We start from the raw sequence: 12138 nt of genomic DNA, 5'->3' as shown, positions 1-12138 counted from the left end.
GGAAGGGTTTCGGATGGTCGACCGACGGAGCTTCGGCAAGATCATGGGCGTCGGCGCCGCTGGGGCGTCGCTCACCGGGTGGTCCGGCAACGCCGCCGCGGACGGGGCGGGCGAGAAGCGCACGGCGAGGGCCTCGCCGACGCTCTCACCGGGGCGCGCGTCGTTCGGCCGTCTCCGCCGTATCGACGCCGGTGAACTGAGCATCGGCTACGCGGAGGCCGGCCCCGCCCACGGACCCGCGGTCGTCCTGCTGCACGGCTGGCCCTACGACATCCACAGCTTCGTCGAGGTCGCGCCGCTGCTGGCGGCGCGCGGCCACCGGGTGGTCGTCCCGTATCTGCGCGGCCACGGCACCACGCGCTTCCGCTCCGCCAAGACCTTCCGCAACGCCCAGCAGTCCGTGGTCGCGCTGGACATCATCGCGATGCTGGACGCGCTCAAGATCGAGAAGGCGGTGCTGGCCGGTTTCGACTGGGGGGCGCGGACCGCCGACATCATCGCCGTGCTCCGGCCCGAGCGGTGCAGGGCCCTCGTCTCCGTGGGCGGCTATCTGATCACCGACCGTGAGCGCAACAAGCAGCCGTTGCCGCCGAAGGCCGAGTGGGCGTGGTGGTACCAGTACTACTTCGCCACGGAGCGCGGACTGCTCGGTCTCGAGAGGAACAGGGCCGACCTGGCACGCCTGGTCTGGACGTTCAACTCCCCGACGTGGCGCTACGACGACGCCACGTTCGACCGCACGGCGAGGGCCTTCGAGAATCCGGACTACGTCGCCATCGTGATCCACAACTACCGGTGGCGGCTCGGCCTGGCGCAGGGGGATCCGCGCTACGACCGGCTGGAGCGGCAGCTCGCCGCGGGGCCCGTCGTCACGGTGCCCACCGTCACGCTCGACGGCCGGAAGGACCCCTTCACCCCGGCCGGCGACGGGTCGTCGTACCGCGACCGGTTCTCGGGCCCGTACGCGCACCGGTCGCTGGCGGACATCGGTCACAACGTGCCGCAGGAAGCGCCCGAGGCCTTCGCGCGGGCGGTCATGGAGGCGGACGGGCTCGCCGGGCGCTGACCGCCCGGCGGCGTCAGAAGGAGGGGCGCCGGAAGGCGGCGCCAGGAGGCGGCCGTCAGGAGCAGGCGTCAGGAGGAGGCGTCAGGAGGAGGCGGCCGCGCCCTGCTCGTGCTGCTTCTTGCGGGCGCGGTAGGCCGCCGCCTTGAGCTTGTTCCCGCAGGACTCCATGCCGCACCACTGGCGGCGCGTGCCGCGTGACCGGTCGATGTACACCCGGGTGCATTCGGGGTTGCCGCACTCCTTGAGCAGCGGGACGTCCGGGCCGCCCAGGAGTTCCACGGCCTGCCGGGCCACACTGGACAGCGCCTCGGCGGGCGTCGCCTCCGCCCGTCGCCCCGCGGCCGACAGCTGCGGTGTCACGGAGGGCCCGCGAGCGGTGCCGTTCACGACGCCGAGGGCCGTGTCGTCGTACGCCTCCCCCGCGGCCCGCGCGGTGACCAGCTCGTAGACGGCCTCCCGTACGACCACGGCCTCCTGCACGTCGGACTCCAGGGCCCCGACCGTGAGGGCGTCGACGATCCCGGACCCCAGGTACCAGGCGTCCAGCCGCTGCGGCGACACGAACATCTCGAAGCGCAGGGTCCGCCGGGCCCTGAGGGTGGCGGCGAAGTCGAGGGCCGGGTTTCCGCACAGAAAGACGTGTTCCAGATTCACATCACCATCTTGACAGGTGACGGCCGGGACAGGCAACGACCGGCCCCTCCCGCCGCGAACCCCCTCAGCCCCGCGCGGAGCGCCGCCCACAGGGGGTGACGTCCGCGCCCGGCCGGAAACGCGTGCTCACAGGCACGTACGGACGAGCCACTCGTCCTCGTTGTACGCGTCCCTCGCCGGGTCCGGCACCGTGGCCGGCCGCTCCTCGACCGTGTCCTCCAGGCGGATCCGCTCCGGAAGCGCGCCGAACCGAGCCCTCCGGACCGCCGCCTCGGCCATGCCCGGCCTCTGCCCCTCACCCGTCATCGCGACCTCCCCGTCATGAACGTTGCGACTGATCGTCGCAAGCCATGCGTCACCTGTCAAGGCAGTGACGGACAAGATGCCGACAAGGCCGGGACTCGACCGTGCGCAGTCCCCGCCCATGGCCGCTCACTTGACGACCGCGCGTCACACACGATTGGCTCCGGCCCAACGAAAGTCCGACACGCGGCGCACAACAGCCCGATGACCGCGCCGACTTCCCCCTCCCCCGTCCTTCTGCTGGGCCGCACAGCGAGGTGCCGCACTCCGATGAACACGTCCCCCACACCTCACCACTCCCCCAGACCCGCGCACGGCACCGTCCTCGTCCTCGCCGTCACCCTGCTTCTGGCCGGCTGCTCCGGCGGATCGGACTCCGCCGCGGACACCGGAGCGGCGGGGAAGTCGGGCACCGGCCACATCAAGGTCGCCCTGATCACCCACGGCGCCGACGGAGACGCCTTCTGGGAAATGGTGCGGAGGGGCGCGCAGGCGGCCGCCGCCAAGGACGACGTCGACCTCACCTACGCGAGCGACTCCGACCCCGCGGGGCAGGCGAGCCTGGTGCGGGACGCGGTCCGCGACCGGGTCGACGGCATCGCGGTGACCCTCGCCAAGCCGGAGGCGATGAAGAGCGCCGTCACCGAGGCCAAGGGCGCGGGCATACCGGTGGTCGGCCTCAACTCCGGTATCGACGCCTGGCGGTCCGAAGGTCTGCTGGAGTACTTCGGCCAGGACGAGAGCGTCGCGGGCCGGGCACTCGGCGACAAGCTGGACGAACTCAAGGCCGAGCACGCTCTCTGCGTCATCCACGAGCAGGGCAACGTCGCCCTGGAGGCGCGCTGCGCCGGGGTGAAGAAGGCGTTCGCCGGCGACACCGACCTGCTCTATGTCAACGGCACCGACATGAAAGCCGTCACCGCCGCCGTCGCCGCCAGACTTCGGCAGGACCCGAGCATCGACGAAGTCGTCATGATGGGTGCGCAGTTCGCGCTCGGTGCGGTGAAGTCGGTGAAGGAGGCGGGCAGCAGGGCGGCGGTCGCCACCTTCGACCTCAACAGCAGCCTGGTGAAGGCGGTGCGGAGCGGGGACGTGCAGTTCGCGGTGGACCAACAGCCCTACCTGCAGGGCTATCTCGCCGTCGACTCGCTCTGGCTCTACAGGTCCAACGGCAACTTCAGCGGCGGCGGAACCGCGCCCGTGCTCACCGGACCGGCGTTCGTCACCAAGGAGAACGTCGCCTCGGTCGCCAGGTTCGCCGCCGACGGGACCCGTTGAGCCGCTCCCGCCGCTCGTCCGCGGCCGCACGAGCGGCACCACGCGCCCCAAGGGTTTTCGGACACTCACGGTGCGTACGGACACTTGTACGGATAGCATCCTGCGCACCCCCAGTGCCGTACCGGACACGCGGTCACCCCCCGCCCGTTCCGCCGAACCGCTCCTCCCCTCGCTGATCGCATTAGGACGACGATGTCTCCACGGACAGGTGCCCGGCGCCGTCTCGGCTCCATACGTCTCTCCCTGATCCTGCTGGCGCTGGTGCCCAGCGTCACCCTCGGCGCCATGTGGGGTGTGACGACCACGCAGATCTTCTCGGAGGGACTGCGGCTGCGGTCACAGACCCAACTGAGCAGGTCCACCGGCGCCATGGGCACCGACGCGACGCTCGCGCTGCAACTGGAGCGCAGTCTGTCGGCGGCGTGGCTGGCCTCTCCGCACGGCTCGCGGACCGCGCTGGACCAGCAGCGCGGGAGGACGGACGAGGCCGTCGCGAAACTGGTGCGCCGCTCGGACGACATCAAGAACGCGCCCGCCCGGATCGGGGACCGGCTGTACTCGGTCCTGGCGTCCGTGGGCAGCCTGGAGTACTACCGGGGCCAGGTGGACCACCCCACCGACATCACCGCCCAGCAGTCGCTGGACCAGTACACCGCGATCATCGACGACCAGATCCACGCCTTCCAGGAGCTCTCCCAGGTCGACGACGGCGACCTCACCTCCCAGGCGGGCCCGCTGATCACCCTGGGAAGCGGCGCGGAACTGGTCGCCCAGGAGGACGCCGAACTCGCGCTCGCCTGGCCCTCGGGGAAGCTCGACGAGAAGGCGTGGACCCGGTTCGCGCAACTCGTCGACGTACGGCGCTGGGTCTTCCGGAGCCAGGCACTCTCCTCCCTGGACGGCGCCGTCAAGGCGCGGGTCGAACGGGTACTGCAGAGCCAGGACTGGAAGACGCTGGAGTCCGTCGAGGACCAGGTGATCGCGGCCCGGACGGCGCACGGCGCGGTGGCCCGGACGGTCGTGCTGCCGGACGCGGGCCGGCGCTGGAACGCCGCTCTCACCAGGATCTCCGGCCAGTACTCGGACCTGATCCGGCAGCAGACCGCGGGGCTCCTCGACCGCAGCGCCGACAACGCCCACGGGCTGCTGGTCAAGGCGGCCGCGCTGAGCGCGGGCGGACTCGTCGCCCTGCTGCTGTGCGTCGTGATGTCGTGGCGCATCACGCGCTCCCTGTCCCGGCGGCTGCGCGGTCTGCGGCTGGCCACGCTCAGCCTGGCCCAGGAACGGCTGCCCGACGTGGTCGCCAGACTGGACCGGGGCGAGAAGGTGGACGTGGACCTCGCCACCCCGCCGCTGGACTACGGCGGGGACGAACTCGGGCAGGTGGCACAGGCGTTCAACACCGCACAGCGCACGGCGGTGCACACCGCGGTGGAACTCGCCGACACCAGACGCGGCTTCCAGAAGGTGATCCTGGGCATCGCCCGGCAGAGCCAGAACCTGGTCAACCTGCAGCTCAGCAAGCTCGACGCGATGGAACGCGAACACCAGGACCCGCGGTTCCTCAAGGGCCTGTACGAACTCGACTCCACGGCGAGCCAGTTGAGGCGCTACGAGGAGAACCTCGTCATCATCAGCGGAGAGCAGCCCCGGCGCAGCTGGACCGAGCCGGTCGCACTGGTCGACATCCTGCGCAGCGCCGTCGGCGAGGTCGCCCAGTACCAGCGGGTGGAGGTGCACGCCGACGACGAGGTGTACCTCACCCCGCCCGCGGTGGCCGACGTCATCCACCTGCTGGCGGAGCTCATCGACAACGCCACCGCCTACTCCCCCGCGCCCGGCCCGGTGGGCGTGCGCGCCTCGATGGTGGCCAAGGGGCTGGCCGTGGAGATCGAGGACCGCGGCCTGGGCCTGTCCGAGGAGGACTACGCGGCGTTCAACTCCCAGTTGGCGGTGGCTCCGCAGTTCGACGTGGTGGCGCTCGCCGACGACCTGCGGCTCGGCATGTTCGTGATCGCCCGGCTCGCCACCCGGCACGGCATCGCCGTCACCCTGCGGTCCTCGCCGTACGGCGGGACCACCGCGATCGTGCTGATCCCGCACGAGATCGTGGTGCGCGAGACACCGGACACGTCCGCACCGGACACGGACCCCACCGGCCCTGCGGACACCGGCGTTCCCGAGCCGGCCGCGTCCGCGACGCGTCCGGGCACCGCTCCCGCCGAGGGCCCGCCGTCGCACGAGCGCACGGGAGATGCGCGGGCCGCCGCCCGGACGCGCACGGGCGACCGGGCCGCCTCCCGGTCCGGCGCCGCCCCGGCCGCGACCGCCGTCCGGCGGGACGGACTCACCCCGCTGCCGCGCCGGGTGCCGCAGACCAGTCTGGCCACCGAACTGCGGGAGGACGCCGGGCCGGCGGACACCGGCGGCCACGACGCGGACGGCGACGTCACGGACTTCACCGCGGAACGGGCGGCCTCCTCACTCGCCGGCTTCCAGCGCGGCACGCTCCGGGCCCTTGACACCGACGGTGACGGATCGGCGTACGACCGAGGAGAACCAGGCGAACCAGAGGAACCAGGAGAACCAGGAGAAGAGGGGGAGCAGAGAGAGCAGGGAGAACAGGGAGGGCGGGAGAACACACCCGAAGAGCCGGGTGACCGGGTCCCCGCCGCAGGCCGCTCGTCGACTCCGCCCGCAGACCGCACGTGAAGGACTGAGAAATGACACGCCCCAGCCCCGCCACACACAGCCAGCTCGACCAGCTGCTCACCGGACTGGTGGAACGGGTGGCGGACGTGAACCACGCCGTCGTGCTGTCCGAGGACGGACTGGTCGTCAGCAAGTCCACGGCGTTCGTCCGCGACGACGCCGAGCGGCTGGCGGCGACCGCGTCCGGCCTGATGAGCCTGAGCAAGGGGGTCAGCCTGGACTTCCGCGGCGGACCCGTACGGCAGGCGCTCATCGAGATGCGCGACTGCTATCTGATCCTCACCGCCGCGGGACCCGGCGCCCATCTCGCCGTGCTCACCAACAAGGGCGCGGACGTCGGCGTGGTCGCCTACCAGATGAACATGCTGGTGAAGAAGATCGGCGAGCACCTCAGGGCAGCGCCGCGTGCGGGCGGCACCGCCGACAACGGCGAGTGACGTGAGCGAAGGCGACGCGGCCGGCCGTCTGGTGAGGCCGTTCACCCTGACCGGAGGCCGAACCCGGCCCAGCCGCGCCGACTTCACCCTCATCACGTCGGTGACCGCCGTGGACCCGCCGCCCGACGGGTCCGACCGGTCACAGCCCGAGCACCAGCGCATCGTGCGGCTGTGCGCGCGGCCGGTCGTGGTCGCGGAACTCGCCGCCCAGCTCGACCTCCCGGTGAGCGTCGTCGTCATCCTGCTCTGCGATCTGCTGGAGGCGGGCCGGATCACGGTCCAAGCGCCGCGTCCGGTCTCCCGCGCCGCGGATCCGGACCTGCTGCAGAAAGTGAGGGACGGCCTTGGCCGGCTCTGACCCCGCCACCCGAGGGACTTCGGCACCCGGGACACCGGATGCACCGCACGCACCACAGACACCACACACACCGCAAGCAGCCGAAGCGCCCGAAGCGGTCAAGATCCTGATCGCCGGGGGATTCGGTGTCGGCAAGACCACCATGGTCGGATCGGTCAGCGAGATCGTCCCGCTGCGCACCGAGGAACCCCTCACCTCCGCCGGTCTGGACGTCGACGACCTCGACGGGATCGAGGAGAAACGGGCGACCACCGTGGCCCTGGACTTCGGCCGCATCACCCTCAGCCCCGAACTGGTCCTGTATCTCTTCGGAACCCCTGGACAGCAGCGGTTCTGGTTCATGTGGAACGACCTCGCCATCGGTGCCCTCGGGGCCGTGGTCCTCATCGACGTGCGCCGGCCCGAGTCCAGCTTCGCCGCCGTCGACTTCTTCGAGCGCCGCGGTATCCCGTTCGTCGTGGGCGTCAACGGCTTCCACGGACGGCATCCGTACACACCCGAGGAGATCCGGGACGCCCTGGCCCTGCCGGAGCGGACCCCCGTGCTCCTCTGCGACGCGCGGGAGCGGGGGTCGTGCCGGGACGTGCTCATCACCCTCATCGACGAGTTGATCGCCTCCTCCGCGCGGGACCGGCGGTAGCGGCGCGTCGCTCAGTACGTCGCGAACGTCACCTCCGCCGTGTCCACGGTCCCTCCGCGACGGCCGGGCGCGCTCTCCTCGCGCCAGTAGAGGTTGGTGTGCGCGATCACCTGGTCCGGGGGCGGCGCGCCGTACGCCGTGAGGTCCTCCGTGGTGTGCGCGTCCCCGACCAGCGTCACGTCGTACCCGCGGACCAGACCCCCGTGCAGGGTCCCGCGGATGCACGCGTCGGTCTGCGCGCCCGTGACCACGATCCGGCCCACGCCGCGCTCGGCGAGCAGTTCCTCCAGCTCGGTGTTCTCGAAGGAGTCGCCGTAGGTCTTGTGGACGAGCGGCTCCCCCTCCCGCCGGACCAGCTCCGGCACGTACCGCCAGCTCTCGCTGCCCAGCACGAGGTTGTCGTCGGAGTGCTGCACCCAGACCACGGGCACATCCTCCGCACGGGCCTTGCCCACCAGGGTGTTGATGTTCGCGATCACCTCGTCGCGCCCGTGCGTACCCGCCATCGCCCCGTTCTGGACGTCGATGACGAGCAGCGCGGTGTGCGGCCGATCGGGCAGGTTCGTCATGGGAACCTCCTGTCTCTCGCGTGGATCTCCTGCCGCACCACACTAGAACGCGCCACTGACAACGGCCCGGCTGCCGTCGCCCCGGCACCGGGCACCGGGCACCGGGCACCGGGCACCGGGCACCGGGCACCGGGCACCGGGCACCAGGCACCAGGCACCAGGCACCAGGCACCAGGCACCAGGCACCAGGCACCAGGCACCAGGCACCAGGCACCAGGCCCATGCTTCCCCTGACTCCCCCGACTTCCCTTTGCGTACGGGGCGTTGGGCTACCGTTGCTGCACCACCGGACCTGGGGGGCAGTGGGGTTGGAAGCGCCGGGGAACCGTCATGTGTGCGTGGCGTACGACGTGGAGGGATACAGCGGGCTCGGCCAGGAGGCGCAGTTCGACGTGCAGCGCCGGCTGCGGGCGCTCCTCGACGGCGCCTGTGCCCGCGCGGGGCTGTCGCCGGGCGAGTACGAGATGCAACCACAGGGGGACGGCGGGCTCGCGCTGCTGCCGACCGGCGGCAAGGTGGACGAGCCGCGCCTGATCGCCGGCTTCCTGCGGGCGGTGACGGCCGGACTGGGCGGCGTGAACGGTCCGCGGGACGCGCGAAGCCGGATCAGACTGCGGATGGCCCTGCACGAAGGAGTGGTCTACCGCGCGGACCACGGCTACGTGGGCGACGCCGTCGTGGAGGCGTTCCGGATGTGCGACGCCGGCCCGGTCCGGGACGCGCTGCGCCGCAATCCCGCGGCGGACCTGGTCCTCGTGGCAGCCGACCGGCTGTACCAGGACGTGCTGCGCCACGGCCATCACGGCATTCCCGGTGACTCATTCGTACGGCATCTGCTCCGCGTGAAGCTCTTCGCGGCCCACGGCTGGCTCTTCGTGCCGGGCGGCGACAACGGTCCGGCCGCCGCGGCCGAGCGGGGTCCTGACACCTCCTCCACGACGTCGGTCGCCGACACGCTCGACGGCGACCGGCCCTACGACCTGTGGTGAAGCGGCACGGAGACGGGACGGCCGGTGACGAGGTGTCGTACACGGTCCTGATCCGGCCGGAGCTGGACGGGGCGGCGCTGCCGGAGCTCCCCGGCACGCTGATTCTGGGAGAGGTGTTCGCTCTCGCCGCGGAGGGTGAGGCCCGCCCCGGGGCACCGTTCTGGATGGTGGCGGGGACCGGCGACGGGGAGGTGCGGTACACGCCCGGCGCGGTCGGTGTCCGGGCCGGCCCCGAGCACCGCGACGGTGTGCCGCCGCACTGGTTGATGTGGCCCGAGGCCGAGGCGTGGCCCGGACCGGACCCCCTGCCGCGCCTGCTGCTGCCCCGCGAGGCGGACGCGGGCACCGCCGAGTTCCGGCTCCACGGCGACTGCGTGACCGGGACCGTACGGCTGTGGGCTGGCCCGAAGGCGGGGTGGCCACGACCGCGGCGGTACACGGCGACGGTCACCGGGAGCCGTGCACCGTCGGACCGCACTCCGCCGAGCGTCACGGCTCCGCCCCTCGCTCCGGCCGTCCCCGCCGTCCCCGGCGCCGCCCCGCACGTTGCCGCCGACGACCTCGTGGAGTCGCGTTCGACGGCCCAGTCGCTGGTCCTGGAGCGCCGGTACGCCGAGGCGCGGCCCCTGCTGGCACGCTCGGCCGCCTTGTACGCGGCGTCCGCGAGCCACCCGGGCGCGTGGTCGGGAAGGGTCGTCTCCGACCTGACGAGCCTGGCCTTCATGACCCCGTACCAGGCCCTGTGCGCCCTCGAACTCGGCGACTACCACGGCCTTTTGGACTGCCTTCTCGCGGCCGTGGAGGTGCGCCGGGCCCTGACGGCGGCGGCGGAGGCCTCCGGGTACGGCCCGGAGTACGAGGAGGAGGTGCGTGCCGGTGCCCGGATCCTGCCCGGGTTCGTGGAGACCTGGCGTTCCCGGCTGGCGGAGGACACCGCCCGGATCGACGCCGTCGACGCGAGCCGTCCGTTCTACGCGGCCCTCACCCTGTACCTCTTCGGCCAGGGCGCGTACGAGGACGCCCTGGTCGCCTCCGAGGCCGGCCGGGCCCGTGCCTTCGCCGACCTGCTCGGCGCGTCCGGCGCGCGATGGCCGTCGCGGGCCGGGGCGTCCGCCGCGCCGCGGCTGACCCGGGCGGCGCTGCGGTCGGTACCGGCCGACCACGGCCGCACGGTCGTCGAGTACGCCGTGCACGGCGACCTCCTGCTGATCTGGGTCGCCCGGCCCGACGGCACCCTGCACACCCTCGGGCCGCTGCCCGCCGCGGGACTCGGGGCACTCGCGGCGCGCTGGCTCGCTCTCGCGCCGGGCGAGGTCGACGACGATTCCGTCCGCGAGCTGGACGAGGTGCTGCGCGGCCTCGGCGCACTGCTGTGGGACCCCATCCCCGGCGACTGGCTGCCGTCCGACCCCGACGAGACGGTGACCGTGGTGCCGCACGAGGATCTCCTGCGCGTGCCGTTCCCGGCGTTGCGGACGGCGGACGGACGGTATCTGGTGGAGCGGCACCCGGTCGCCCTGCTCCCCGCGCTGGCGCTGCTCCCGGCGCTGCGCGAGCGACGGGCCCGCGGACCGCGGCCGTCGCCACGGCTGCTCGCGCTGGTCGACCCGGAACCGCTGCCGGCACCGCCCGGCGGCGGTCCCCCCTTCGAGCCGCTGAGCTGGACACGGCGCCGCTTCCCCGCGATCGCCGGCCTGTATCCGCGGGCCGAGGTGCACGCCGGGGAGGCGGCCGTGGTCACGGCGCTCGACGGTCGCCGTCCGCCGCCGTCCGTCGTGCACTTCGCCACCCACGCGGTGACCCTCGACGACGACGCCCTCGACTCCTTCGTGGCGCTCGCCGCGACCGGCGGGCACGACGGCAGACTGCGCGCCCGGGACGTGCTGGACCTGCGGGTCCCGGGGGACGTCGCCGTCCTGTCCGCGTGCCGGACCGGCGCCGGACGGATCAGCGCGGACGGCGTGATCGGGCTGTCCCGGTCCTTCCTCGCGGCCGGGCCGACGACCCTCGTCCTCACCCTGTGCGAGGTGGAGGAGGCGGCCGGTTTCGAGATCTCCTACGGGTTCCACCGCCTTCTCGCGGCCGGTGGCTGCCCTCCGGCGCTCGCCCTGTGCCGGGTGCAGCGGGAGCTGGCCGCCGAGGGGTACCGGCCGCACGAGTGGGCGCCGTTCCTGCTGTACGGACTGGGGTGAGCACGATGACCGAGGACGGCTCCACGGGGGCGGACTCCCCTGAGTGGCTGCGGTTCCTGCGCGAGGGGTCCCCGGTGTCCGGGCACCGCGGATCCGCCGGGCCCTCCGCGGACGGTGTGGCGGTCGCCGTCCGGGACCTGTTCGTCGGCGAGTCCCTGCTCGGCGACCGCAGCCGTTTCGTCCAGGAGGGCGGGGTGATGCTGCTGAAGGTGGACAACTACCGTGTCACCGCGGCCGACTTCCCCGGAATGGCGGCCAGACGGGCCGGCTCCGAGCGGCGACGGCTCGAACTGCTCAAGTTCACCTTCATGTTGCGCGAACTGCCCGCGGGGCGCCGCTACGAGACGGCCCGGGTACGGATCGTGCTGCGACCGCAGCCGCCCCTGATGCTGCTGCGTCCGCATCTGACGTACACCGATCCCCGTGCGGCGCGGGGCTTCGGCTCGGAGTTCCGGCCCGCGCTGACCAGGCTTCTGGGGATGGGCGACAAGCACACCCGTTCCGGCGGCGTCGGCCGTGTCGACCGGCTCCCCGTCGTGACGGGCGTCGACGAGGGCCCGGCGGGCTTCGGCTGGACCTTCCAGGCCCAGGACGGCGCTCCGCTCGTACCGCAGCGGGCTCAGACCGTCGTGGTCGCCGAACTCCCCCTGGACGCCCTCGGTTTGGCCGGCACCTTCGACGCGGAGGCGTTCGTGGCGCGCCGGGTGGCGGGAATCCACGAGTCACGCAGGGCACTGCCACGGACCCCGCCGGCCACGTTCACCGTCGCCCTGCCGACGGTCGGCTGAAGCGGGCGCGGGCACTCGCGGGCGCAGCGGCTTCGTCAGGTCACCGGCATCCTGATGTCACCGGCCTCACGCCGCGCTGACGCCGGTCGCCCCCGCGGCACGACGACGGGGCCGGCCCTTGGGCCGGCCCCGTGCCGCGGGAAGAGCGGGGC

The 12138-nt window shown here is 72.6% G+C and carries 12 protein-coding genes; 9 read left to right on the top strand and 3 right to left on the bottom strand.

Annotation, left to right across the window (positions count from 1 at the left end; translation table 11 throughout):
- The first annotated feature begins 13 nt into the window (after positions 1 to 13).
- Positions 14 to 1066: an alpha/beta fold hydrolase gene (locus tag ACFVTC_RS32025; protein WP_390131954.1), complete on the top strand. Its 1053-nt coding sequence runs from the start codon at positions 14 to 16 to the stop codon at positions 1064 to 1066.
- An 81-nt stretch (positions 1067 to 1147) separates the two neighbouring features.
- Here the strand turns inward: ACFVTC_RS32025 and ACFVTC_RS32020 are convergent, their stop codons facing one another.
- On the bottom strand, positions 1148 to 1720 hold the full coding sequence (locus ACFVTC_RS32020; RefSeq protein WP_390131953.1) for a CGNR zinc finger domain-containing protein: 573 nt from the start codon (positions 1718 to 1720) through the stop codon (positions 1148 to 1150).
- Between the two features lie 126 nt (positions 1721 to 1846).
- Entirely contained in the window at positions 1847 to 2026 is a 180-nt protein-coding gene (locus ACFVTC_RS32015) for a hypothetical protein (protein WP_390131952.1), read from the bottom strand.
- 267 nt (positions 2027 to 2293) lie between these two features.
- Between ACFVTC_RS32015 and ACFVTC_RS32010 the strand changes: the two genes are divergently transcribed.
- The 5 genes from ACFVTC_RS32010 to ACFVTC_RS31990 all read left to right on the top strand — a co-directional run bounded on the left by ACFVTC_RS32010 (position 2294) and on the right by ACFVTC_RS31990 (position 7448).
- Positions 2294 to 3301: a substrate-binding domain-containing protein gene (locus ACFVTC_RS32010; RefSeq protein WP_390131951.1), complete on the top strand. Its 1008-nt coding sequence runs from the start codon at positions 2294 to 2296 to the stop codon at positions 3299 to 3301.
- Between the two features lie 192 nt (positions 3302 to 3493).
- Entirely contained in the window at positions 3494 to 6013 is a 2520-nt protein-coding gene (locus tag ACFVTC_RS32005) for a nitrate- and nitrite sensing domain-containing protein (RefSeq protein WP_390131949.1), read from the top strand.
- 11 nt (positions 6014 to 6024) lie between these two features.
- A complete protein-coding gene (locus ACFVTC_RS32000; RefSeq protein WP_390131947.1) occupies positions 6025 to 6450 on the top strand; it encodes a roadblock/LC7 domain-containing protein in 426 nt (141 codons plus the stop codon).
- 1 nt (position 6451) lies between these two features.
- The gene (locus ACFVTC_RS31995; protein ID WP_390131946.1) at positions 6452 to 6808 is read left to right on the top strand and encodes a DUF742 domain-containing protein; all 357 of its coding nucleotides are present in this window, start codon (positions 6452 to 6454) and stop codon (positions 6806 to 6808) included.
- Positions 6795 to 7448 (top strand): ATP/GTP-binding protein, encoded by a 654-nt coding sequence (locus tag ACFVTC_RS31990; RefSeq protein ID WP_390131945.1) that lies wholly within the window; start codon positions 6795 to 6797, stop codon positions 7446 to 7448. The genes ACFVTC_RS31995 and ACFVTC_RS31990 overlap by 14 nt, the downstream gene beginning before the upstream one ends.
- Before the next feature lie 11 nt (positions 7449 to 7459).
- Here ACFVTC_RS31990 and ACFVTC_RS31985 read toward each other — a convergent pair whose 3' ends face one another.
- Entirely contained in the window at positions 7460 to 8017 is a 558-nt protein-coding gene (locus ACFVTC_RS31985; RefSeq protein WP_390131944.1) for a cysteine hydrolase family protein, read from the bottom strand.
- 338 nt (positions 8018 to 8355) lie between these two features.
- On the opposite strand from ACFVTC_RS31985, the gene ACFVTC_RS31980 reads away from it, so the two are divergent.
- The 3 genes from ACFVTC_RS31980 to ACFVTC_RS31970 are packed head-to-tail and all read left to right on the top strand — an operon-like array spanning position 8356 to position 11986.
- Positions 8356 to 9006, top strand: coding sequence for a hypothetical protein (locus ACFVTC_RS31980; RefSeq protein WP_390131943.1), 651 nt, complete (start codon positions 8356 to 8358; stop codon positions 9004 to 9006).
- A complete protein-coding gene (locus tag ACFVTC_RS31975; RefSeq protein ID WP_390131942.1) occupies positions 9003 to 11198 on the top strand; it encodes a CHAT domain-containing protein in 2196 nt (731 codons plus the stop codon). The genes ACFVTC_RS31980 and ACFVTC_RS31975 overlap by 4 nt, the downstream gene beginning before the upstream one ends.
- A complete protein-coding gene (locus ACFVTC_RS31970; protein ID WP_390131941.1) occupies positions 11195 to 11986 on the top strand; it encodes a hypothetical protein in 792 nt (263 codons plus the stop codon). Before ACFVTC_RS31975 ends, ACFVTC_RS31970 begins: the two co-directional genes overlap by 4 nt.
- Positions 11987 to 12138: the final 152 nt, after the last annotated feature.

The organism is Streptomyces sp. NPDC057950 (assembly GCF_042887295.1).
Classification (GTDB): Bacteria; Actinomycetota; Actinomycetes; order Streptomycetales; family Streptomycetaceae; genus Streptomyces; species Streptomyces kaempferi.
Note: the sequence above shows the minus strand (reverse complement) of the source record. Positions and strands in the feature narration are given on the sequence as shown.

What these genes read in the sequence shown, in the direction of transcription:
- ACFVTC_RS32025 (WP_390131954.1), top strand. Translation starts at nt 14, where the DNA reads ATGGTCGACCGACGGAGCTTCGGCAAGATCATGGGCGTCGGCGCCGCT.
- ACFVTC_RS32000 (WP_390131947.1), top strand. Translation starts at nt 6,025, where the DNA reads ATGACACGCCCCAGCCCCGCCACACACAGCCAGCTCGACCAGCTGCTC.
- ACFVTC_RS32010 (WP_390131951.1), top strand. Translation starts at nt 2,294, where the DNA reads ATGAACACGTCCCCCACACCTCACCACTCCCCCAGACCCGCGCACGGC.
- ACFVTC_RS32005 (WP_390131949.1), top strand. Translation starts at nt 3,494, where the DNA reads ATGTCTCCACGGACAGGTGCCCGGCGCCGTCTCGGCTCCATACGTCTC.
- ACFVTC_RS32015 (WP_390131952.1), bottom strand. Translation starts at nt 2,026, where the DNA reads ATGACGGGTGAGGGGCAGAGGCCGGGCATGGCCGAGGCGGCGGTCCGG.
- ACFVTC_RS31985 (WP_390131944.1), bottom strand. Translation starts at nt 8,017, where the DNA reads ATGACGAACCTGCCCGATCGGCCGCACACCGCGCTGCTCGTCATCGAC.